General features: G+C 71.2%; 18 protein-coding genes. 2 read left to right on the top strand and 16 right to left on the bottom strand.

Annotated features, from left to right (window positions below; all coding sequences use genetic code 11):
* Positions 1 to 2 precede the first annotated feature (2 nt).
* The 14 genes from H596_RS0103565 to pstS form a co-directional block, all read right to left on the bottom strand.
* On the bottom strand, positions 3 to 704 hold the full coding sequence (locus H596_RS0103565) for an ABC transporter ATP-binding protein (RefSeq protein WP_027283732.1): 702 nt from the start codon (positions 702 to 704) through the stop codon (positions 3 to 5).
* Entirely contained in the window at positions 704 to 1,459 is a 756-nt protein-coding gene (locus tag H596_RS0103560) for an ABC transporter ATP-binding protein (protein WP_027283731.1), read from the bottom strand. Before H596_RS0103560 ends, H596_RS0103565 begins: the two co-directional genes overlap by 1 nt.
* Positions 1,456 to 3,294 (bottom strand): ABC transporter permease, encoded by a 1,839-nt coding sequence (locus H596_RS0103555; RefSeq protein ID WP_027283730.1) that lies wholly within the window; start codon positions 3,292 to 3,294, stop codon positions 1,456 to 1,458. Before H596_RS0103555 ends, H596_RS0103560 begins: the two co-directional genes overlap by 4 nt.
* Positions 3,295 to 3,300: 6 nt before the next feature.
* Positions 3,301 to 4,515, bottom strand: a complete 1,215-nt coding sequence (locus tag H596_RS0103550) for an ABC transporter substrate-binding protein (RefSeq protein ID WP_027283729.1) — start codon at positions 4,513 to 4,515, stop codon at positions 3,301 to 3,303.
* Positions 4,516 to 4,575: 60 nt separating this feature from the next.
* Positions 4,576 to 5,721, bottom strand: a complete 1,146-nt coding sequence (locus tag H596_RS0103545; RefSeq protein WP_027283728.1) for an acyl-CoA dehydrogenase family protein — start codon at positions 5,719 to 5,721, stop codon at positions 4,576 to 4,578.
* 7 nt (positions 5,722 to 5,728) lie between these two features.
* Positions 5,729 to 6,931, bottom strand: coding sequence for an acyl-CoA dehydrogenase family protein (locus H596_RS0103540; RefSeq protein WP_027283727.1), 1,203 nt, complete (start codon positions 6,929 to 6,931; stop codon positions 5,729 to 5,731).
* Positions 6,932 to 6,942: 11 nt separating this feature from the next.
* Positions 6,943 to 9,027: a 3-hydroxyacyl-CoA dehydrogenase NAD-binding domain-containing protein gene (locus H596_RS0103535; RefSeq protein ID WP_051212299.1), complete on the bottom strand. Its 2,085-nt coding sequence runs from the start codon at positions 9,025 to 9,027 to the stop codon at positions 6,943 to 6,945.
* A gap of 83 nt (positions 9,028 to 9,110) precedes the next feature.
* Entirely contained in the window at positions 9,111 to 9,881 is a 771-nt protein-coding gene (allE, locus tag H596_RS0103530) for a (S)-ureidoglycine aminohydrolase (protein ID WP_027283725.1), read from the bottom strand.
* An 84-nt stretch (positions 9,882 to 9,965) separates the two neighbouring features.
* Positions 9,966 to 10,679 carry a phosphate regulon transcriptional regulator PhoB gene (gene phoB / locus H596_RS0103525; RefSeq protein WP_027283724.1) on the bottom strand — a complete coding sequence of 238 codons (714 nt, stop codon included), beginning with the start codon at positions 10,677 to 10,679 and terminating at the stop codon, positions 9,966 to 9,968.
* A 17-nt stretch (positions 10,680 to 10,696) separates the two neighbouring features.
* Entirely contained in the window at positions 10,697 to 11,422 is a 726-nt protein-coding gene (phoU, locus tag H596_RS0103520) for a phosphate signaling complex protein PhoU (protein ID WP_027283723.1), read from the bottom strand.
* Between the two features lie 13 nt (positions 11,423 to 11,435).
* A complete protein-coding gene (gene pstB / locus H596_RS0103515; protein WP_037299843.1) occupies positions 11,436 to 12,278 on the bottom strand; it encodes a phosphate ABC transporter ATP-binding protein PstB in 843 nt (280 codons plus the stop codon).
* Between the two features lie 13 nt (positions 12,279 to 12,291).
* The gene (pstA, locus tag H596_RS0103510; protein WP_027283721.1) at positions 12,292 to 13,200 is read right to left on the bottom strand and encodes a phosphate ABC transporter permease PstA; all 909 of its coding nucleotides are present in this window, start codon (positions 13,198 to 13,200) and stop codon (positions 12,292 to 12,294) included.
* A 10-nt stretch (positions 13,201 to 13,210) separates the two neighbouring features.
* The gene (gene pstC, locus H596_RS0103505; RefSeq protein ID WP_027283720.1) at positions 13,211 to 14,182 is read right to left on the bottom strand and encodes a phosphate ABC transporter permease subunit PstC; all 972 of its coding nucleotides are present in this window, start codon (positions 14,180 to 14,182) and stop codon (positions 13,211 to 13,213) included.
* Positions 14,183 to 14,248: 66 nt separating this feature from the next.
* Entirely contained in the window at positions 14,249 to 15,316 is a 1,068-nt protein-coding gene (gene pstS, locus H596_RS0103500; RefSeq protein WP_027283719.1) for a phosphate ABC transporter substrate-binding protein PstS, read from the bottom strand.
* A 196-nt stretch (positions 15,317 to 15,512) separates the two neighbouring features.
* Here pstS and H596_RS0103490 point away from each other — a divergent pair, with 196 nt between their 5' ends.
* Together H596_RS0103490 and H596_RS0103485 are read left to right on the top strand one after the other, a co-directional pair.
* Positions 15,513 to 16,244, top strand: a complete 732-nt coding sequence (locus H596_RS0103490; RefSeq protein ID WP_051212297.1) for an urease accessory protein UreH domain-containing protein — start codon at positions 15,513 to 15,515, stop codon at positions 16,242 to 16,244.
* 192 nt (positions 16,245 to 16,436) lie between these two features.
* A complete protein-coding gene (locus tag H596_RS0103485; RefSeq protein WP_156910019.1) occupies positions 16,437 to 18,029 on the top strand; it encodes a hypothetical protein in 1,593 nt (530 codons plus the stop codon).
* 73 nt (positions 18,030 to 18,102) lie between these two features.
* On the opposite strand, the gene H596_RS22705 is transcribed toward H596_RS0103485, so the two are convergent.
* A complete protein-coding gene (locus H596_RS22705; protein ID WP_051212296.1) occupies positions 18,103 to 20,910 on the bottom strand; it encodes an ATP-binding protein in 2,808 nt (935 codons plus the stop codon).
* Positions 20,910 to 21,881 (bottom strand): TRAP transporter substrate-binding protein, encoded by a 972-nt coding sequence (locus tag H596_RS19880; protein ID WP_245583948.1) that lies wholly within the window; start codon positions 21,879 to 21,881, stop codon positions 20,910 to 20,912. The genes H596_RS22705 and H596_RS19880 overlap by 1 nt, the downstream gene beginning before the upstream one ends.
* Between the last annotated feature and the right edge of the window lie 153 nt (positions 21,882 to 22,034).

Below are 22,034 nucleotides of genomic sequence, written 5' to 3'. Positions count from 1 at the left end.
GATCACACGCTCAGATACTGCGCGCGGACCTCCTCCGCCTCCATCAGCGCCGCCAGCGTGCCCTCCCAGCGGATGGCGCCCTTCTCCAGCACGCAGGCGCGGTCGGAGACGAGGCGCGCGAAGTGCAGGTTCTGCTCGCTCAGCAGCACCGTGATCCCCTCGCGCTTCAGTTCGAGGATGGCGGCGGCCATGCGCTCGACGATCACGGGCGCGAGCCCCTCGCTCGGCTCGTCGAGCAGGATGAGGCGCGGGTTGCCCATCAGCGTGCGCGCGATGGTGAGCATCTGCTGCTCGCCGCCGCTCATCCGCCCGCCCGGCCGCGCGCGCATGGCGCCGAGGCTCGGGAAGAGGGCGAAGACGCGCTCCGGCGTCCAGGGCGCGAGGCCCGCGCGCGGCGGCTGGCGGCCCACATCGAGGTTCTCCATCACCGTGAGCTCGGTGAAGATGCGCCGCTCCTCCGGCACATAGCCGAGGCCCTGGCGCGCGATCTCGAAGGGCTCGCGCCCCGTCACGTCCTGGCCCTGGAAGCGCACGCGCCCGCCGGTGGGCCGCACGAGGCCCATGATGGCCTTCATGGTGGTGCTCTTGCCCGCGCCGTTGCGGCCGAGCAGCGCCACCACCTCGCCCTGCGCGGCGGAGAGCGTGACACCCTGAAGGATGTGCGCGCGGCCGTAATGCGCGTGCAGCCCCTCCACCTCCAGCATCAATGCCCTCCGTGGGTGGCGCCGGTGCCGAGATAGACCTCGCGCACGCGCGCATCGGCGCGCACCTCGGCCGGCCTGCCTTCCGCGATGGGCCGCCCGCGGTCCAGCACCAGGATGCGGTCGGCATGGGCGAAGACCACGTCCATGTCGTGCTCCGTGAACAGCACGGCGATGCCCGAGTCGCGGGCGATGCGCGCGGTGAGCTCCATCAGCGCCACGCGCTCGGCCGGGGCCATGCCGGCGGTGGGCTCGTCCATCAGCAGCAGGGCGGGGGCGTTGGCGAGCGCGATGGCGAGCTCCACGCGCTTCAGGTCGCCATAGGCCAGCACGCCGCAGGGGCGGCCGGCCTGCGCCTGCATGCCGACGCGCGCGAGCAGCGCCAGCGCCTCGGCCGGATCCTCGCGCGCCACGGGCCGCCAGAGATCGAACAGGCGGCGGCGGTGCGAGAGCAGCGCCATCTGCACGTTCTCCAGCACGCTCATCGAGGCGAAGGTGGCGGTGATCTGGAAGGTGCGCCCCACCCCGCGCCGCCAGACGGCGCGCGGCGGCAGGCCGGTGATGTCCTCGCCCTTCAGCACCACGCGGCCGCGGTCGGGGCGGAGCTGGCCGTTGAGCATGTTGAAGCAGGTGGATTTGCCCGCGCCATTGGGCCCGATCAGCGCCACCAGCTCCCCCGCCGCCACCTCGAGCGAGACGCCCGCCACGGCCTGCACGCCGCCGAAGCTCTTGTGCAGATCCTCGACGCGGAGCGTCATGCGCGCTTCTCCGCCGCGCGCTGCGCCGCCCCCGCCAGGCCCTGCGGGAAGAACAGCACCAGCAGCAGGATCACCGCGCCGAGCAGCAGCCGCCACAGCTCGAAGAGCCGCATGAGCTGCTCATGGATCCAGGTATAGGCCAGCGCACCGACAATGGGGCCCGAAAGCGTCTGCACGCCGCCCAGCAACACCATCAGCAGCGCGTCCACGCTGCGCGGGATGGCCATGTAGGTGGGAAAGACGCTGCCCTTGGCATAGGCGAACAGCCCGCCCGCGATGCCCGCCGCCACGGCGGCGAGGATGAAGGCCACCCAGCGGATGCGGAAGCCGTCCATGCCGATGGCCTCGGCGCGCAGCGGCGAATCCCGCCCCGCGCGCAGCGCGTAGCCGAAGGGCGCCATGATCGCGCGGCGCAGCAGCAGCGTCGCGCCGAGGCAGAGCAGCAGCGCCAGGTAGTAGTAGGCGAGCTTGTTCCGCGCCCAGTCGCTCGGCCAGACGCCGAGGATGCCGTTGTCGCCCCCCGTCAGCTCCACCCACTGGAAGGCCGCCGACCAGGCGATCTGCGCGAAGGCCAGCGTGAGCATCGCGGCATATACCCCCGAAAGCCGCACGCAGAACCAGCCGAACACGACGCCGGCGAGCCCCGCGGCGAAGGGCGCGGCGAGGAGGCCGATCTCCATCGGCGCGGCGACATGCTTCACCAGCAGCGCCGCGCCATAGGCGCCGAGCCCGAAATAGGCCGCATGCCCGAAGCTCGCCATGCCGCCAGGCCCCATGATGAAATGCAGCGAGGCGGCGAAGAGCACCATGATCGCGATCTCGGTGAAGACGATCAGCGCGAAGTCGCCCAGGAAGGGCGGCAGGAGCAGCGCCACCGCGACCGTGGCGAGGCCGAGCGCGCGGAAGGCGGGCGAGGGCGGCGGGTAGGGCGGCTCCACCACCTGCGCCGCATGGGCCGAGGCGGGCGGCCGGCCGAGCAGCCCATAGGGCCTGAGGATCAGCACCACCGCCATCACCAGGAAAGCGAGCACCAGCGTGATCTTGGGGAAGATCAGGATGCCGAAGGCCTGCATCTGCCCGATCAGCAGCGCGGCGAGGAAGGCGCCCGGCAGCGAGCCCAGCCCGCCGATGACGACGACGACGAAGGCCTCCGCGATGATGGCGAGGTCCATCTGCAGGTTCACGCTCTCGCGCGGGAGCTGCAGCGCGCCCCCGAGCCCCGCGAGGCAGGCGCCGAGGAAGAAGACGGTGGTGAACAGCAGGCGCTGGTTCACGCCCAGCGCGCCGACCATCTCGCGATCCGCCGTCGCGGCGCGCACGCGCGTGCCCCAGCGCGTGCGGTGGAACAGCAGCCACAGCAGGCCGAGCACCACGGGCCCCACGAAGATCAGGAAGAGCTCGTAGAGCGGAAAGCGCACGCCGAGAATCTCGGTCGCCCCCCGCAGCCCCGGCGCGCGCGGGCCGAGAAGATCCTGCGGCCCCCAGATCATCAGCGCGAGATCCTGCACGATGAGCACCACGCCAAAGGTGGCGAGAAGCTGGAACAGCTCCGGCGCCTTGTAGATGCGCCGCAGCAGCAGCACCTCGATCAGCACGCCCACGACGCCCACGATCAGCGCGGCCGCCAGCACCCCGCCCCAGAAGCCGAAATGCCCGCGCGGCAGATTCGTCACCAGCGTCCAGGCGAGATAGGCGCCGAGCATGTAGAGGCTGCCATGCGCGAAGTTCACGATGCGCGTGACGCCGAAGATCACCGTCAGCCCGGAGGCGACGAGGAACAGCGAGGAGGCGGATGCAAGGCCGGAGAGGCCCTGCACCAGCAGATTCTCGAACAAGCGGGCCTACCCTTGCGGACGCAGCGTGCGCACCACCTCGTCGGAGGGCAGGTAGTTCCGCCCGTCGGCGTAGCGCCAGTCCACCATCACGCCGCGGCCCTGGCGCAGCGCGGTGCGCCCGACATAGGCGCCGAGCGTGGACTGGTGGTCGATGGCGCGGAACTCCACCTCCGCCTCGCCGAAGGCGGTGGGGAAGCGCAGCCCGCGCATCGCCTCGATCATGCGCTCCGTGTCGGTGGAGCCGGCGCGGCGCAGCATGGCGACGATGGCGGTGACCGTGTCGTAGGCGACGACGGAGCCGAGGCGCGGATAATCGTTGAAGCGCCGGCGATAGGCGTCGCGGAAGCGCACATGGCCGGGCGTGTTCAGCTCCGCCCAGGGGTAGCCGGTGACGATCCAGTTCTCCGGCGCCTCGTCGCCCAGCGGGTCGAGGTATTCCGGCTCGCCCGTCAGCAGCGAGACGACGCGGCGGCGCTCGAACAGCCCGCGCGTGGAGCCCTGGCGGACGAAATTCGTCAGATCCGCGCCGAAAGTGACGTTGAAGATACCCTCCGGATTCGCGCCGGCCAGCGCCTGCACCGTGGCCCCGGCGTCGATTCGGCCGAGCGCGGGGAACTGCTCGGCGACGAACTGGACATCGGGCTTGGCGCGCGTCAGCAGCTCCTTGAACCAGCGCACGGCGGACTGGCCGTATTCGTAGTTCGGCGCGACGGTGGCCCAGCGCCGGGCGGGCAGCTTCGCCGCCTCCTCCACCAGCATGGCGCACTGCATGTAGGTCGAGGGGCGCAGGCGGAAGGTGAAGCGGTTGCCGCGCGCCCAGACCAGCGCATCGGTCAGCGGCTCGGAGGCGACGAAGAGGCGGCGGTTCTGGTTCGCGTAGTCGGCGATGGCGAGGCCCACATGCGAGAGGAAGGCCCCGGCCAGGAGGTGCACGCGCTCGCTGTTCACCAGCTCGCCCGCGTGGCGCACCGCGTCCTCGGGGCGGCCGGCGTCGTCGCGGAACACCGTCTCGATGCGCCGGCCATTGATGCCGCCGGCGGCATTCACCTCCTCCTGCGCCAGCATCCAGGCGTTGCGGTAGGGCACGAGGAAGGCGGGCTGCGCGGAGTAGGAGTTGATCTCGCCGATGCGGATCGGCCCTTCCTGCGCCTGCACGGTGGGGGCGGCGAGCGTGGCGGCGGCGCCGAGCAGCGCCGTGCGGCGGCGCAGGGTCATGGTCATGGGGATGCCTCCTCGTTCCGGCGGCATCCAAGCAAGAGGCGGCGGCCGCCGCAACGGGAATCAGGCCGCCTGCACCAGCCCCCCCATGTCCGCCAGCGCGCGCAGGTGGAAGTCGGTGTCGCCGAAGGCGGCCTCGTTCACCGTCAGGCGCTTGAAGTAGTGCCCGGCGGCATATTCCATCGTCATGGCGATGCCGCCATGGAGCTGGATGCTCTGCTGGCCCACGAAGCGCTGCGCGCGGCCGATCTGCGCCTTCACCGCATGCATGTTGCGGCGGCGCTCCAGCGCATCCTCCTCGCGTGCCGCCATGGTGGCGAAGAAGGCCATGCTGCGCGCCTGCTCCAGCGCCACCAGCATGTCGGCCGCGCGGTGCTGCAGCGCCTGGAAGCTGCCGATGGGCTTCCCGAACTGCTGGCGCGTCTTCATGTACTCCACCGTCATGCCGTGGACGACATCCATCGCGCCCACCGCCTCGGCGGCGAGGGCGGCGATCGCCTCGTCCACCACCCGGTCCACAAGGGCGAGGCCGTTCTCCGGCTCGCCCAGCAGATGGCTGGCCCGGGCGCCGGCGAACTCCACCTCCGCCGCGCGGGTTCCGTCCACCTGGCGGAAGCCGCGCACCGAGACGCCCTCGGCCCTCGCGGGAACGAGGAAGACGCCGATGCCCGACCGGTCCCTCTGGCCGCCGGCCATGCGCGCGGTGACCACGAAATGGTCCGCCGTGTCGCCGTGCAGCACCATGCCCTTGCGGCCCGAGATCAGCCAGCCGCTACCGTCCTTCTTCGCCGTGGTCAGCACGTCGAACAGGTCGTAGCGCGACTGGCGCTCCTGCTGGGCGAAGGCGAGCAGCACCTCGCCCGCGGCGATGCCGCCCACCATCTCCTGGCGCAGCGCCGCCTCCGCCCCGTGGCGCAGGAAGCCGCCGCCCAGCACCACGGTGCTGAACCAGGGCTCGAGCGTGATGTGCCGGCCCATCTGCTCGGCGACGATCATCGTCTCCTCGCCGCCGCCGCCGAAGCCGCCATCCTCCTCCGCGAAGGGCAGGCCGAGCAGGCCGAGCTCCGCGTAGCGCGCCCAGATCTCGCGGCTCCAGCCCGTCTCGCTCGCCAAGTAGGCCTTGCGCGCCTCGAAGCCGTAGCTGTCGGCGAGCAGGCGGCGCAGGCTGTCCTGCAGCAGCGACTGCGATTCGTTCAGGTCGAAGTCCATGTGATCCTCACAGGCCCAGGAAGGCTTTGGCCATGATGTTGCGCTGGATCTCGTTGGACCCGCCGTAGATGCTCTGCTTGCGCCAGTTGAAATAGACGCCGGCGAGGCCGAAGGCCCAGTCGGGCGCCACGTCCCACTCGTTGCTGCCCTCCGCGTCCGGATCGCCATCCACCCAGGCATAGGGGCCGGCGGCCTTCATCAGCAGCTCCGCCACGCCCTGCTGGATTTCGGTGCCCTTGATCTTGAGCACGCTGGTCGCGGGGTCGGGCTTGCCGGTGCCGGCGCGCTTCGTCTCGTTGGCGATGACGCGCATCACCGTCATCTCCAGCGCCTTCAGCTCCACCTCCATCTCGGTGATCTGGCGGCGGAACTCGGGATCCTCGATCAGCGGGCGGCCGCCGTCGAGCGTCTCGCGCGCGATGGTCTTGAGGCGGCGGATGCGCTCGCGCGAGGCGCCGACGCGCGCCTGGCCGAAGCGCTCGTTGCCGAGCAGGAACTTCGCGCAGTCCCAGCCCTTGTTCTCCTCGCCGACCAGGTTCTCCACCGGCACGCGCACGTCGTCGAAGAAGACCTCGTTCACCTCGTGCCCGCCCTCGATCGTGATGATCGGGCGCACGGTGATGCCCGGCGAGCGCATGTCCACCAGCAGGAAGGAGATCCCCTCCTGCTTCTTCGCGTTGGGGTCGGTGCGGACGAGCAGGAAGATCCAGTCCGCGTGCTGGGCCAGCGTCGTCCAGGTCTTCTGGCCGTTGACGACGTAGTGGTCGCCCTCGCGCACCGCGCGGCACTTGAGGCCGGCGAGGTCGGAGCCCGCGCCGGGCTCGGAGAAGCCCTGGCACCACCAGTCGTCGAGGTTGGCCATGCGCGGCAGGAAGCGCTTCTTCTGCGCCTCGGTGCCGAACTCGATGATCACGGGGCCGCACATGTTCACGTTGAAGGCGAGCGGCTGCGGCGCGGGCCACATCTGCAGCTCCTCGCGGAAGATGTATTTCTGCGCGGGAGTCCAGCCCGGCCCGCCATGCTCGACGGGCCATTCCGGCGTGGCCCAGCCCTTCGCGTTCAGCTTGCGCTGCCACTCCACCACCATCTGTTTGGTGGGGGATTTGCCCGCGATCATGTGCCGGCGCGTGGCCTCGGGGCATTCGGCGGCCAGGAAGGCGCGCACCTCCTCGCGGAAGGCGCGCTCGGCGTCGGTGAAGCGGAGTTCCATCCCTGTGCTCCTCAGGCGGCGCGCTTGGCGTGGAGGCCGGCGAAGCTGCCGCCCTCGGCGGCGAGCTTCTCGATCAGGGCGGCGGGCTTGAGATTCGCATCGCCCGTGGCCTCGGCATAGCGCGCGAGCTTGTCGCGCACCGCCTTGAGGCCCATGCGGTCCGCCCAGAACATCGGGCCGCCGCGCCAGGCGGGCCAGCCGAAGCCGTTGACGAAGATCACGTCGATGTCCACGGCGCGGGAGGCGATGCCCTCCTCCAGGATGCGCGCGCCCTCGTTCACCATGGGCAGCAGCAGGCGCTCCAGGATTTCCGCGTCCTCGATCTTGCGCCGGCGCACCTGCATCTTCTCGCTCATGTCGAGGATCAGGCGCTCCACCTCCGGGTCCGGGTGGCGCTGGCGCTTCTCGTCGTAGAGATACCAGCCCTTGCCCGTCTTCTGGCCGTAGCGGCCGGCCGCGACCAGCGCATCCGCGATGGGCGCCACCGTGCCCCGCGCGCGGCGCACCGCCGCGCCGATGTCGAGCCCCGCGAGGTCGCCCGTCGCGCAGGGGCCCATGGCCATGCCGTAGGCTTCCATCACGCGGTCGATGTCCTGCGGCAGCGCGCCCTCGAGCAGCAGCCTTTCGAGCTGGAAGCCGCGCTTGCCCGTCATGCGGTTGCCCACGAAGCCGTCGCAATTGCCGACGACCACGTTCACCTTGCCGATGCGCTTGCCCACATCCATCGCGGTGGCGATGGCCTCGAAGGAGGTGGCCTTGCCGCGCACGATCTCGAGCAGCCGCATCACGTTGGCCGGCGAGAAGAAGTGCATCCCGAGCACGAGTTCGGGCCGCTTCGTGGCGGCGGCGATGGCGTCGATGTCGAGGGTGGAGGTGTTGGAGGCCAGCACCACGCCCGGGCGCGCCAGCGCGTCGAGCTTCGCGAAGACCTCCTTCTTCACCGCCATGTCCTCGAAGACGGCCTCGATCACGAGATCCGCCTCCTTCACCGCGTTCCAGTCCGTGCTGCCGGAGAGAAGCGCGCGGCGCTTCGCGTATTCCTCGGCCGAAAGCTTGCCGGAGGCCACGGTCCGCTCCCAGTTCGCCTCGCAGCGCTTGAGGCCGCGCTCCAGCGCCTCGGCCGACTGCTCGACGACGGTGACGGGGATGCCGTGGTTCGCGAAGCTCATCGCGATGCCACCGCCCATGGTGCCCGCACCGATCACCACCGCCTTCTTCACCGGCAGCGGATGGGTGTCGGCGGGCATGTCGGGCACGCGGCTCGCTTCGCGCTCGCCGAAGAAGATGTGGCGCAGCGCGAAGCTCTGCTCGCCGTTGACAAGCTTCGTGAAGATCTCGCGCTCGGTGTTGAGCCCGTCCTCGAAGCTCGAGGTCAGCGCCGCGCGCACCGCCGCCGCGCAGCCCTTCGGGCTCTCCTGCCCGCGCGTGCGCTTGAGCAGCGAGGCCGCGAGCGCGTCGAAGGCCGCGAGGTCGGCGCCCTTCACCTTGTCCTCGCGCTTGCGGGCGAGGGTGAAGCCGCGCCCGGCGTTGGCCCGCGCCCACTCCACGGCGGCGGCCTCGAGCGGCCCTTCCAGCACCGCGTCCACGAAGCCGAGCGCCAGGGCCTCGGCCGCCGTCACCGGCTCGCCGCTGACGATCATGCGCAGCGCTGCCTCGCCGCCGATCAGCCGCGGCAGGCGCTGGGTGCCGCCGGCGCCGGGCACGAAGCCGCGCTTCACCTCGGGCAGGCCGAGCATCGCGCCCGGCGCGGCGACGCGCGCATGGCAGGCCAGGGCGAGTTCGAGGCCCCCGCCCAGCGCGCTGCCGTGGATGGCGGCGATGACGGGCGCCTTGCTCGTCTCGATCGCGTCGAAGACCTCGGGCAGCGAGGGCGGCTGGCGGGGCTTGTTGAACTCCGTCATCTCCGCGCCGGCCGAGAACATGCGCCCCGCGCCGATCAGCACGATGGCGCGCGCGCCTTCGCGCAGCGCGGCGGCGATGCCCTCGTGCAGCCCTGCGCGCACGCCGGTGCGCAGCGTGTTCACCGGCGGATTGGCGATGCGCAGGATGTGCACGTCGCCATCGCGCGCGTGCTCCACGAAGCGCTCTTCGAGCATGGGCGTTCCCCGCTTGTCCTTCCTTGTCGCAGGGAGCATCCGACCGGGCGCGCGCCCCTGTCAACGGGGCGCGGCAAAGCGGCTTACAGGGCCACGTCCCGGTTCACGTCCTTGTAGAGCAGGTATTCGCAGACCTCGGGACCGATGGCGTAGATCTGCTGCGGCACATAGGGCCCCATCCAGACGAAATCCCCGGTCCAGAGCTCGTGCCAGTCGCGGCCGAGGAGCTGCAGCGCCTGGCCCTGCAGCATCACCATGCCGTGCTCCATGATGTGCGTCTCCACGCACCAGAAATGCGCGCCCGGAGCGTAGCACATGATGTTCATCTCGAAGTCCATCGCCATCTCCCGCGTGCCGAGCAGGAGGTGGCGCCAGCGCGGCCCGCTGTCCTCGCGCGGCGCGCTGTCGCGATGGCCGATGACGACGCGCGGGGCCGGCACGCCGGCCGCGGGCTGGTAGCGCTTGCGGACCCAGATGGCGCGCGCCTCGCCCTCTCCCGCGTTGCGCACGGCGTAGGGAAGGCCCTGCGGCACATAGGCGTAGCCGCCGGGGGCGAGGCGGTGCGCGGCGCCCTCGATCGTCACCTCCAGCACGCCCTGCTGCACGTAGAGGAAGGCCTGCACCCCGTCGTCCACCGCCCCCGCGCTGCCGGCGCCGGGCGGCAGGATCAGCAGCGCCTGCGCGAAGCGCGCGCCCATCTGCGGCGTGGTCTGGAAGCGGACGATGCAGCCCGGCCAGCTCGGCAGCAGGCTGTCCATGATCCCCTCGGGCGGAAAGACGCAGTAGTGCGGCGTCAGGACCGCGCGGTTCTGGCCGATGATGCCGGGCGGGGGATGGGGAGTCGGGACGCGCATGGGGCCACCTTTCGGGCCGCGCCGCGAGGGCGGGCGGGCCGGGCGGCGGAACCACGCCCGCCGCCGGTGGTCAAGCCGGGCGCGTCAGGCGTCGGCGTCCAGCGCGTAGCCGGCCGAGCGCACGGTGCGGATCAGGTCCACCTCGCCCTCGGCGTTGATCGCCTTGCGCAGGCGGCGGATGTGCACGTCCACCGTGCGCAGCTCCACATGGATGTCGCGGCCCCAGACGGCGTCGAGAAGCTGCTCGCGCGTGAAGACGCGCCGCGGGTGGGAGAGGAAGAACTCCAGCAGCCGGTACTCGGTCGGCCCCAGGTGCAGCGCGCGGCCGTTGCGCGTCACGCGGTGCGCGTCCTGGTCCATGGTGAGGTCGAGGTAGGTGAGGCTGCCCTTGGCCGCGACAGTGGAGGCGCGGCGCAGCAGCGCGCGGATGCGCGCCATCAGCGCCTCGACCGCGAAGGGCTTGGCGATGTAGTCGTCCGCGCCGGTGTCGAGCGCGCGCACCGCGTCCTGGTCCTCGGTGCGGGCGGTGACCATGATCACCGGAAGATCCCGCGTCGCGGGGCGGCGGCGGATTTGCCGGCAGACCTCGATGCCCGACATGGCAGGCAGCATCCAGTCCAGCAGGACGAGATCGGGCTTGGCTTCCGCGATGCGCAGCAGCGCCTCCTGCCCGTCCGTCGCCTCCTCCACATGGAAGCCCTGGCGCTCCAGGTTGTAGCGGAGCAGGGCGAGCAGAGCCGCCTCGTCCTCGACGACGAGGATCGTCGGCTTCCCGCCGCCGTTGAAGCCTTCGGGCATGCGCGCGCCTCCCTTGCTCATTCGCCCGGCGGACGCACCACGGCGGACGCGGAAACATCCGCCTTCGGGCGCTCCTCGACGAGCGGCTGGCCCACCACCGCGTAATGCACGCGCTCGGCGATGTTGGTCGCGTGGTCGCCGATCCGCTCCATGTTCTTCGCGATGAAGAGGAGGTGCGTCGCCGCGGTAATGTTGCGCGGGTCCTCCATCATGAAGGTCAGGAGCTCGCGGAAGATGCCGTTGTAGATGCCGTCGATGGGCGCGTCGTTGGCCCAGACGGCGTCGGCCTTGGCGGCGTCGTCCTCCACCAGCGCGTCGATCGCGTCGCGCAGGTTCTCCTGCACCAGCTCGGCCATGCGCTCGAAGCCGTTGAGGCTGCCGAGGCCGGGCTGCTGCGCCACCACGATGGCGCGCTTGGCGCCATTGCGCGCGTAGTCGCCGATGCGCTCCAGATCCTGGCTGATCTTCATGCAGGCGACGATGAGGCGCAGGTCGCTCGCCACCGGCTGGCGCAGCGCGAGCAGGCGGACGCAGAACTGCTCGATCTCGCGCTCCATCTCGTCGAGCTGCGCGTCGCGCTGCACGACCTCGGCGGCGAGGTCCGTGTCGCGGCGGATCAGCGCCTCGGCGCTGTCGGCCACCTGGCGCTCCGCCAGGCCGCCCATGCGCGCGATCAGCTCGCGCAGGCGCTTGAGGTCGTCCTCGTAGGAGCGGACGATGTGCTGTGGCTGGCCGTTGGGCATCTCTCGTGGCTCCTCAGCCGAAGCGGCCGGTGATGTATTCCTGCGTCTTCTGCTCGCGCGGCGCGGTGAACATCTGCGCCGCCGGCGCCACCTCGATCAGCTCGCCGAGGTAGAAGAACGCCACCTGGTCCGCGCAGCGGGCGGCCTGCTGCATGTTGTGGGTGACGATGACGATGGTGAAGTCGCGCTTCAGCTCGTCGATCAGCTCCTCGATCTTGAGCGTGCTGATCGGGTCGAGCGCGGAGGTCGGCTCGTCGAACAGGATCACCTCGGGCCGCACGGCGATGGTGCGCGCGATGCACAGGCGCTGCTGCTGGCCGCCGGAGAGGCCCATCGCGTTGGTCTGCAGCCTGTCCTTCACCTCGTTCCAGATGGCGGCGCGGGAGAGCGCCCACTCCACCCGCTCGTCCATCTGCTTCTTCGAGAGCTTCTCGTGCAGCCGCACCCCGAAGGCGATGTTCTCGTAGATCGTCATCGGGAAGGGGGTGGGCTTCTGGAACACCATGCCGATCTTCGAACGCAGCTCGTTGATGTCCACGTTCGCGTCGAGCAGGTTGCGCCCGTCCATCAGCACCTCTCCCGTCGCCTTCTGGCCGGGATAGAGGCTGTACATGCGGTTCAGCACGCGCAGCAGGGTGGACTTGCCGCAGCCGGAGGGGCCGATCATCCCCGTCACCTGCCGGTCGGGGAATTCGAGGTTGATGCCCTTGAGCGCCTTGGGCAGCCCCTCGCCATAGACGAAGTCCAGGTTGCGCACCGAGATGCGCGAGACGTGGTTGATCGCCGCCTCCGAACGGGCCTGCACGCCGCCGAAGCTGGCCGCGCTCTCGGTGACGGGTTGGGTCTGGTCGTTCATGGGAGGGGTTCCGCTACTTGCGCTTGCGCAGCGCGACGCGCGCGAGAATGTTGACGACGAGCACGGTGAGCGTGACGATCAGCGCGCCGGACCAAGCGATCTCGATGAGGTCGGGAAAGCCCGAATTCGCCTGCTGGTAGATGGAGACCGGCAGGCTCGCCATCGCGCGCGAGAGATCCGTGCTCAGGATGTTGTTGCCGAAGCTGGTCAGCAGCAGCGGCGCGGTTTCGCCCATGATCCGGGCGAAGGCGAGCAGGATGCCCGTCAGGATGCCGGACAGCGCCGCCCGCCAGGCGACCAGCGTGATCATCTTCCACTTGGGCGCGCCCAGCGCCACCACCGCCTCGCGCAGCGTGTTGGGAATGAGCTGCAGCATGTCCTCGGTGGTGCGCACGACGACGGGGATCACGATGATGGCGAGCGCGAGCGCCCCCGCCATGCCCGAGAAGCCTCCGGTGGGCAGCACGAAGATCTGGTAGATGAAGAGCCCGATGAGCACCGAGGGCGCGGAGAGCAGGATGTCCGAGATGAAGCGCACGGAATAGCCGAACTTCGACCCCCGCGCGTACTCCGAGAGATAGGTGCCCACGAAGAGCCCGATGGGCGTGCCGATGGCGGTGGCGATGGAGGTCTGGATCAGGCTGCCCACGATGGCGTGGACGAGGCCGCCCTTGGGCAGCGAATCGTCGCCGTAGCGGGTGGGCTGGAACTCCTGCGTCAGCACGATCCAGTCCAGCGCCACCACGCCGCGCCAGAGCAGGGTGACCATGATGGAGGCGAGGAAGAACAGCCCCACCGCGGTTGCGGCCAGGCAGAACCAGCGCACCAGCTCGTCCACCAGCTTGCGGCGGCGCCCCAGCGCGCGCTGGACCTTCACTTCCGCCGGGCTGCGGGCGAAGGCGCCCGCCGTCGTCGCGCTCATGGCAGGGCCCTCACTTCAGCCGGGGACGCAGAAGCCAGCGCGAGACGGCCAGCACGATGAAGGAGATCACGAAGAGCAGGAAGCCGAGGGCGAAGAGCGCGGACTGCTGCAGGCTGCCCGCTAGGCTCTCGGGAAACTCCATGGCGATGACCGAGGCGATGGTCGTGGTCGAGTCGAAGAGCGAATGGGCGATGCGGTTCGCGTTGCCGATCACGAAGGTCACCGCCATGGTCTCGCCCAGCGCCCGGCCGAGGCCCAGCATGACGCCGCCCACCACCGAGACGCGGGTGTAGGGGATGACGACGCCCGTCATCACCTCCCAGCGCGTCGCGCCCAGGCCGTAGGCGCTCTCCTTGTACACGGGCGGCACCTGCTCGAACACGTCGCGCATCGTCGCCGCGATGAAGGGCAGGATCATGATGGCGAGCACGATGGAGGCGGAGAAGAGCGATGTGCCCGCGAAATTCGTGCTGTCGAAGAGGAAGCCGATGAGCGGGATGGAGGCGAGCTGCTCGCCGAAGGCGAGCTGGATGTTCTTCTGCACGAAGGGCACCACGATGAACAGGCCCCACATGCCGTAGATGATCGAGGGCACCGCCGCCAGCAGCTCGATGGCCGTGCCGATCGGGCGCTTGAGCCAGCCGGGCGCCAGTTCGGTCAGGAAGAAGGCGATGCCGAAAGCGACGGGCACCGCGAAGATGATGGCGAGCAGCGAGGACACCACGGTGCCGAGGATGGAGACGCCCGCACCGAACTCCTCGCGCCCCTCCACCGGATTCCAGGTGGTGCCCCAGATGAACTCCACGCCGAAGCGCTCGAAGGCCGGCAGCCCGCCGATGAACAGCGTGACGATGATGGCGCCGAGCAGCACCAGGACGAAACCACCTGAGCCGATGCAGAGCGCGGCGAAGATCTTGTCGCCCGTGTCGCCGATCTTGCGGCGCTGGCCGATCGGTGGGGCGCTGAGGGTGCGGGCGGACACGGAACCTCGCTCAAGCCGCGATACGAAGGGAGGGGGCGCCGCACGACGCCCCCTCGGGAGGAAGACTCAGGTCGTGGGCCCCGTCCAGATCGGGTTGCCCGAGGGATCGCGCACGGAACGGGCCCAGGCGGCGCGGATGAGGTTGTGCGCGGAGGTCGGCAGCGGGATGTACTCCAGGCTGGAGGCGATCTGCGAGCCGTTGCGGAACGCCCAGTCGAAGAAACGCATGGTGTTGCGGCTGCCGGCCACGCGGTCCGCCACCGGGTTGGTCGGCAGGAGGATGTAGGTCGGAGACGTCGCCGGCCAGACATTGGGCAGCGCGAGATCGATGGTGTCCGGCGCGAAGTTGGGCGCGGTCCAGTCGGCCGCCGCGGCGGTGGCGTTGAAGGTCTCGGGCACGGGGCGGACGAACTGGCCCGCCTTGTTGCGAATCTGCGTGGTGATCATCCGGTTCACCACCGCGTAGGCGTTTTCGATGTAGCCGATGGCGCCCGGCGTGTTGCGGATGATGTTGGACACGCCCTCATTGCCGCGCGCGCCGTTGCCGAAGGGCCAGCGCACGGAGGTGCCGGCGCCGGGGCCGTTGCGCCACTCCTCGGAGATGCGCGAGAGGTAGGTCGTCCACACCCAGGTCGTGCCCGAGCCGTCGGCGCGATAGCCCACCGAGACGGGCAGGCGCGGCAGGCGCAGCTCGCGGTTCAGCTCGACGATGCGCGGGTCGTTCCAGAACTGCACGCGGCCGAAGAAGATCTCGATGATCAGCTCGGGCGTCAGGCGCAGCGCGTTGTCGGCCACGCCGGGGATGTTCACCGAGAGCACCACCGAGCCCATCACGGTCGGGAACTGGAGCAGGTTGCGCTCGGTGAGCTGCGCCGTGGTCAGCGGCGCGTCGGAGGCGCCGAAATCCACCGTGCGCGCGGCGATCTGGTTGATGCCGCCGCCCGAGCCGATGGACTGGTAGTTGAGGGAGACGCCGATCGCGTCGCGCGCGGCCGCGCTCCAGCGGTCATAGAGCGGGCGCGGGAAGGTGGCGCCGGCGCCGGTGATCTGCACCTGCTGGGCGAAGGCCGGGCGCAGGAGGGCGGGGGCGGCCACGCCGGAGGCGGCGAGGGCGAGAAGGGAACGGCGATTCACTGGCGTCTCCGTGCAACAGGGCCCGCACCCGGGGGAGGCGGGCGGACGCCCGGCTGTTAGAGGCATGGAAAGACGATGCTGTTTCATTTCGATGAAGCTTTGATGACACACACCAGTTGGCAATTTGTCGAGGGCAGCCTGGCGGGCTTGATCCGCCGCAAGGCGCGCGCGTCGGCTTCCGCCTAATCGCCGCGCCATGTGGGGCGATTGCCTTCATGACCTCGCGGCCCTCGGCCCCGGCGGGCTGCCGGCGCTGATGGGCGCTCTCTTCCTCGCCGGGCTGGCCGGCGGCCTCACCCATTGCCTTGGCATGTGCGGGCCCTTCGTGCTCGCGCAGACTGCGGCCATCGCGCCCGATGCGCTGGGCGGGGGCGCGCTGCGCCGCCTCACCGGCGCGGCCTTGCTGCCCTACCACGCCGGGCGGGCGATCGGGTACGGGCTGCTGGGGGCGCTGGCCGGCGGCGCGGGCGCGCTGTTCGCGCAGGCCAGCGGCGTGCGCTTCCTCGCCGCCGGGCTGCTCCTGCTCGCGGGGCTGCTGATGCTGGCGCAGGCCTCCGCGAGGCTCTCCGCCTGGCTGCCGCGGCTTCCTGCGCCGCCCTTCGCGCGCGCGCTGGAGGCGCGGCTTGCCCCCCTGATGGCCGCGCCGACGGGCTGGCGCGGCGTTCGCCTCGGGGTGTTTCTCTCCGCCCTGCCCTGCGGGCTGCTCTACGCCGCGCTGGCAGGGGCGGCCGCCTCGGGCAGCGCGCTCGCCGGGGCGCTCGCCATGGTCGCCTTCGTGGCGGGCACCATGCCCGCCCTGATGGCCCTCGCCTTCTTCGGGCGGGGGCTGCGGCATCTGCTGGGCGGCGCGGCGCCGGCCGCGGGCGCCATCCTGTTCCTCCTCAACGCCGCGGTGCTGATCGGCCTCGCGGTGCGGCTCGCCGCCTGATCCGGCCGGCGGTCACGCTCAACGCATCGCGCAGCCGGGGCTGGCGGACGGCGGCGCGCCAGAACCGGCGCATGCCCGCCGTCGCGCTGCGGCGCGAAGGGCCGCCCCACGCGGCCGCCGGGTTCGCGGCTTAACGCTTCCTTCAGGTCGGTCCGGGACAAAGCGCCCGGACCAACCGAGCGGGAGCGCAGGATGCGAACCCTCAGCGTGACGGGGAGCCTCCCCGCCACCATCGTCGAGAACACGGCGCCTTGGGAATGGTCGGGCGGGCTGCGGCTGAACAGCAACCCGAACGAGGTGCTCTCCCTCGAGGTGGACGGCTTCGCCGGCAACTTCTTCGACGCGATGCTCAACCGCGCGAACGGCGTGATCACCATCGTGCCCTCCGCGCGCGTGGACGCGGAGTGGTTCGCGTCCATGGGCGTCTCCATGACGCTCGACCTGCGGCTGCGCTTCTTCATGACGGACGGCACACAGGCCGTGAGCGACCGCGGCTTCGCCGTCACGGTGGTGAACATAGACGACACGCCGCCCCAGGGCCTGGCCTTCCAGACCGGCGGCCAGGTGCGCGCGGACACGCCCGGCGCCGTGATCGGCGCGCTGGCGGTGAGCGACCCTGACACCGCCTCGGGCTTCACCTTCATGCTGGACGAGCAGGACGCCTGGCAGTTCGAGGTCGTGGGCAATGTGCTGCGGCTGAAGCCGGGGGTCTCGCTCAGCCTCGCCGACGGGCGCGAGCGCAGCATCACCGTCACCGTCTCCGACGGCAGCCAGTCCAGCGCCTTCACCATCACCTTCGAGGTGCTGCCCCAGCCGGGCGTCAGCCGCGAGCCGATCGACTATCTCGTCCCCGGCATCACCAAGCACGGGATGTCCTGGGCCAGCGCCGGCGTCGTCTCCGGCTATGTCCCCGCCTGGGAGGTGGCCTCCATCCGCAAGGAGGGGGGTCTCGTCGGAGTGACGCGCGAGGACGGCAAGGCGGTGTGGTTCGAATCGCCCGTCATCCTCGACCTCGGCTCCGGCTACATGGATTTCCGCAAGGGCGGCGAGGCGGCCACGGCCTGGCTGATCTGGGAGACGATGCTGAACGTCACCCCCTCGGCGCGCATGATGGGCGCCGTGGTCACGGCCATGCGCGCCCATGGCGCCACCGCGAGGGATTTCGTGGACGCCATCATGACCCACTACGCCCAGGGCAAGGCGTACAAGAGCATGAGCGCCGCGGATTTCGTGCGCGCCATCTATTCCAACGCCGTCTCCTGGGACATCGGGCAGGACGCGATCAACTGGCACGCGGGGCGCATCAATGCGGGCATCATCACCCGCGAGCAGTTCATCCTCGAGATCGTGGAGTGGCGGCGCGGCCTGGCCGATTTCGAAAGCCGCGCGGAACAGGGCTTCTACGTGCCGCGCAAGCACATGGAGGTGCTGGGCGCGCTCGGAAAGGTCGGCATGGGGCTCGACTTCGGCGCCTGGTCGCTCGGCTGGCAATGGGGGCTCGACATCGGCATGTTCGACCTGCAGGGCCTCGCCGCCGAAGTCGTGAAGACGCCGCAGTTCCAGGCGCGCTGGGGGCATATGAGCCAGGCCCAGTTCTTCTCGGCCTTCTTCCAGGAGGCGGCGGGCGGGACGCTGAACAGCGGCGCGCTGAACGCCTGGGCCTCCATGGCGCAGGGCGGGCAGGACATGCGCCCCGCCTTCATGGCGACCGTGCTCTCCAACCTGACCAACGCCAGCGAGTTCCTCTCGCTGCCGCAGGGGCCGGGTTTCGACTCGCTCTGGTAGCCGATCATGCCAGCGGCCGCACGGCTCCTCAGGAGTCGAAATCAGCGGCCGCTGGTATGAGACGCCGCCCGTATCAAGCCGCCGCCGTGCCGGCCTCCGCCGCGCCGCGCAGCGTCTCGCGCAGCGCCGGCATCTCGGCGGCGAGCCGCTCGCGCAGGGGCGCAAGCACGGCCCCGGGCGCCGCGCCCTTGCGCAGCCGGTCGGTCGCCGCGTCGAAGGCGGCGCGCAGCGCCTCCGCGCCCAGCGTGGCGCTGGCGCCCAGGCCGCGGTGGAGCAGCGCGTGCAGGCGGTCGGCATCCGCCTGCGCCTGCGGCGCTTGGAGCTCGGCCACGACGGCCTCCAGCTCCGCCATGAACTCCCGCAGCAGCTCCGGCCCGGAGGCGCCGAGCTCCTGCAGCAGCGCCCGGCCCGGACCTTCCGGCACGGCCTCGGAGGCCGCGGCGCGGCGCCTCTCCTCGCGCAGCCGGCGCAGCAGCGCGAACAGCGCCTCGCGGTCCACGGGTTTGGCGATGTGCGCGTCCATGCCGGCGGCTTCGCACTCGGCGATCTCCTCCGGCAGGGCGGACGCCGTGACGGCGATGACCAGGGTGCGGCTCACCGGGCCCGGCAGTGCGCGGATGCGCCGCGTGGCCTCCAGCCCGTCCATCCCCGGCATCCGCACATCCATCAGCACCGCGTCGAAGACGCCCGTGCGGAGCTGGGCCAGCGCCTCCATCCCATCAGAGGCGAGCGTCACCTGGTGGCCCGCCGCGGTCAGCATGGCGCGCATCAGGATGCGGTTCGGCGCGATGTCGTCGGCCACCAGCAGCCGCAGCGGGGGCAGCGGGGGCGGCGCGTCGGCGATCTGCGGCGCGGCGGAGGGCATGCTCGCGGCGCGCAGGGGCAGCTCGATCCAGAAGGTGGCGCCCCTGCCCTCCTGGCTCTCCACGCCGACGCGCCCCTTCATCAGCGCGGCGAGCCGCGAGGTGATGGCGAGGCCGAGGCCAGTGCCCGGGCTTTCCGGATCGCCCGCCCGGCCGAGCTGCGTGAAATCCTGGAAGAGCAGGTGCCGCTTGGCCTCCGGCACGCCGGGCCCGCTGTCCTGCACTTCGATGCGCACCCCCTCGCCCGCCAGCGGCGCGGCGCGCAGCACCACGCGGCCGCCGGAGGGCGTGAACTTCACCGCGTTGGAGAGCAGGTTGAGCACCATCTGGCGCAGCCGGGTGGCGTCCGCCTCCACCACCTCGGGCAGGCCGGGCGCGCGTTCCAGGCGAAGCTCCACGCCCTTGCGCTGCGCCTCGGGGCCGAGCAGCCCCGCGCAGCCCTCGAGCAGCGGCGCGAGCGGCGTGGGCGCCAGCTCCAGCTCCAGCTTGCCGGCGTTGATCTTGGCGAGATCGAGCAGGCTGTTCACCAGCTCGCGCAGGTGGTGCCCCGCCTCATGCAGCAGCCGAAGCTGCTCGTACTGCGTCGGCGTGAGGTTGCCGCTGGAGAGCAGGAGCTGCGCGAAGCCCAGTATGGCGTTCAGCGGCGTCCGCAGCTCGTGCGACATGCGCGCGAGGAACATGGTCTTGGCCTCGGCGGCCTGCTCCACCTCCTCCATCGCGCGCTTGAGCGCCGTGATGTCGGTGCGGATGCCCACGGTGCCGCCATCGGGCATGGGCCGCTCGGTGATCAGCACCCAGCGCCCGTCGGGCAGCAGGCGTTCGATGGGCGGGCCGTTGGAGCGCCGCCAGGCCTTCAGCTCCTGGATGAACTGCTCCGGGTCGCCGCTGAACTGCGGGTATTGGCCGTTGCGGATCCCGCCGCGCATGATGTCGTCGAAATGGGCCCCCTCGACGATATAGGGGGCGGAGGCGGCATAGAGCTCCTTGTAGCGCTGGTTGCAGATGACGAGCCGATCCTCGGCGTCGAACATCACGAAGCCGTCGTTCATGCTGTCGAGCGCGCTCTCCAGCCGGGCGCGCCAGCGCTGCCGCTCCTCCTCCACCCGGGCGCGCTGGCGCAGCGAGAGCAGCAGCAGCGCCGCCAGCGCCACCACCAGCGCGCCGAGGCCCACCGAGACGAGGATGGAGCGCGTCAGCTCCGCCCGCCATCCGGCCAGCGCGGCGCTGCGGTCCATCGTCACCACCACCGCCATGGCGGGGTAGAGGGTCGGGCGCTCGATGCCGAGCACCGGCTGCCCGTCGAAGCGCGAAACCTCGGTGTGCGAGGGGCTGCCGCCCCGGGGCAGCCGGGTGGCGATCCGCCCCTCGTCATGCGGCAGCGAGGCGAGCAGCGTGCCGTCCCGCAGTTCGAGCGTCACGCGCAGCCCCGGCGGCTCGCCCCCCGCCGCGAGCAGCCCGCCCAGCCACGAGACCGGCAGCTCGGCCACGGCGGTGAGCGGGCCGACGCCGCGCAGCGTCACCGGCCGGGCGAAGAAGACGGCCCATTCGCCCGTCATCGGGTTGCGGACGGGCCCGCCGATCCGCAGCACGCCGCCGGGCACGCCCGTCTCGGCGTAGCCGGCGCCGAGCGGCAGGGGCAGGGGCCGGCGGCGCGAGACGGTCAGCGCCGTCGCGACCGGCATGTTGTCCGCGCCCACCAGCAGCACGTCGCGGAAGGTGAAGTTCTGGTTGGAAATCTCGCGCAGCAGCAGGCTGGCGGCGTTGCCGTCCAGCCGGCCGTCCCGCACCACCGGCTGCAGCAGCACCGGCAGGCCGAGCAGCATGGAATCCACCTGCAGGAGGTTGCGGTTGAGCGCCGCCTCCACCGACCGCCCGACGCGGGCCACCGTCTCGCGCGCCTGTTCCAGCGCGGCCCGGTGGGACCGCTCCAGCAGCAGCGCCGTGGCCAGGGCCTGGGCGAGCAGGATGCAGACCACGGCGGCCAGCACCGCGAGCCGCAGCAGCCCTGTGCCGCGCATCAGGGCGCGCCCGCGCGCACCCCGGTGACGGGGGCGAGCAGATTGTTCCACACCTCGGCGCATTCCGGCCCGCAGCGGGCGATCCAGCGGGGCAGCACGGTCTCGCGCAGCAGGCGCTCGCGCCGCGCCGAATCCGCCGCGGAGACCGGCACCAGCGTCATCCGCCCGGGCCGCCCGGCGGTGCAACCCGGCTGCCCGGTGTTGCAGGCCAGCCCCTCGCCGGTCTCGCGCTCGGCGCCCTCCCAGATGTCGCGTTCGAGGCCCGCGAGCCCCTCGCGCAGCAGGGCCCGGTCGGCCTCGCTCAGCGCCTCCCAGGCGCCGCGGCTCGCGCCGAAGGCCGCGAGGCCCCAGGAGATCGCGAGCGCATGCACATGCGTCGTCACCTCGTGCAGGCCGATGGCGTTGCCCGAGAGCGTGCCGGTGATGGCGCATTCCACCACGCCGGCGCGGATGGCGGGAACGATCTCGGCGAAGGGAATCACCACGGGCGTGGCGCCGAGGGCCTCCATCACCTCCGACTGCGCCACCGAGGAGGTGCGGATGCGCCGCCCGGCGAGGTCCGACAGGCCCGTGAAGGGCCGGCGGCAGAAGATCACCTGCGCGGGATAGGTGTAGATGGCCAGCAGCTCGACATCGTAACGCTCGCGCAGCAGTTGCGCGAGGAAGGGCCGCACCCGCGCCACATTGCGCCGCAGCGTCGCGATGTCGGGGTTGAGGGTCGGCAGATCGGCGATGTTGATCTCCGGCTCCTCGGCGGCGGCGGCGGCCAGCAGCGCATAGGCGAAGGGCGCCACCCCGAGGCGCATCAGCGGCAGCACCTCCGTCGCGCGCAGCCCCGCCTGGTCGAAGGGCATGATCTCGGCGGTGATCCTTCCGCCGCTCAGTTCGCGGACCCGCCGCTCCCAGAAGGGCTGCTCGAAGCGCAGATACTGGCTGACATTGGCCAGCCCGCCCAGGATTCGCAGATGCACAGGCCCGTCCGCCCGCGCCGCAAAGGCCCAGAGAATCGCTGGGCAGGCGAGCAGCAACGCCCAGAGAAAGGAACGGCCCAGGCTCCGCATGACGCCCCTTCGGATCGGGGGAATGCACGCCCCGCGCGTGCACTCCTCTACCGGAGAGTGTGC

The sequence above is a fragment of the Rubritepida flocculans DSM 14296 genome (genome assembly GCF_000425365.1).
GTDB lineage: Bacteria > Pseudomonadota > Alphaproteobacteria > Acetobacterales > Acetobacteraceae > Roseococcus > Roseococcus flocculans.
Note: the sequence above shows the minus strand (reverse complement) of the source record. Positions and strands in the feature narration are given on the sequence as shown.

Excerpts from the sequence above, each read along its gene's own strand:
- H596_RS0103565 (WP_027283732.1), bottom strand. The coding sequence starts at position 704 with ATGCTGGAGGTGGAGGGGCTGCACGCGCATTACGGCCGCGCGCACATC.
- H596_RS0103560 (WP_027283731.1), bottom strand. The coding sequence starts at position 1,459 with ATGACGCTCCGCGTCGAGGATCTGCACAAGAGCTTCGGCGGCGTGCAG.
- H596_RS0103550 (WP_027283729.1), bottom strand. The coding sequence starts at position 4,515 with ATGACCATGACCCTGCGCCGCCGCACGGCGCTGCTCGGCGCCGCCGCC.
- H596_RS0103545 (WP_027283728.1), bottom strand. The coding sequence starts at position 5,721 with ATGGACTTCGACCTGAACGAATCGCAGTCGCTGCTGCAGGACAGCCTG.
- H596_RS0103540 (WP_027283727.1), bottom strand. The coding sequence starts at position 6,931 with ATGGAACTCCGCTTCACCGACGCCGAGCGCGCCTTCCGCGAGGAGGTG.
- H596_RS0103535 (WP_051212299.1), bottom strand. The coding sequence starts at position 9,027 with ATGCTCGAAGAGCGCTTCGTGGAGCACGCGCGCGATGGCGACGTGCAC.
- allE (WP_027283725.1), bottom strand. The coding sequence starts at position 9,881 with ATGCGCGTCCCGACTCCCCATCCCCCGCCCGGCATCATCGGCCAGAAC.
- phoB (WP_027283724.1), bottom strand. The coding sequence starts at position 10,679 with ATGCCCGAAGGCTTCAACGGCGGCGGGAAGCCGACGATCCTCGTCGTC.
- phoU (WP_027283723.1), bottom strand. The coding sequence starts at position 11,422 with ATGCCCAACGGCCAGCCACAGCACATCGTCCGCTCCTACGAGGACGAC.
- pstB (WP_037299843.1), bottom strand. The coding sequence starts at position 12,278 with ATGAACGACCAGACCCAACCCGTCACCGAGAGCGCGGCCAGCTTCGGC.
- pstA (WP_027283721.1), bottom strand. The coding sequence starts at position 13,200 with ATGAGCGCGACGACGGCGGGCGCCTTCGCCCGCAGCCCGGCGGAAGTG.
- H596_RS0103490 (WP_051212297.1), top strand. The coding sequence starts at position 15,513 with ATGTGGGGCGATTGCCTTCATGACCTCGCGGCCCTCGGCCCCGGCGGG.
- H596_RS0103485 (WP_156910019.1), top strand. The coding sequence starts at position 16,437 with ATGCGAACCCTCAGCGTGACGGGGAGCCTCCCCGCCACCATCGTCGAG.
- H596_RS22705 (WP_051212296.1), bottom strand. The coding sequence starts at position 20,910 with ATGCGCGGCACAGGGCTGCTGCGGCTCGCGGTGCTGGCCGCCGTGGTC.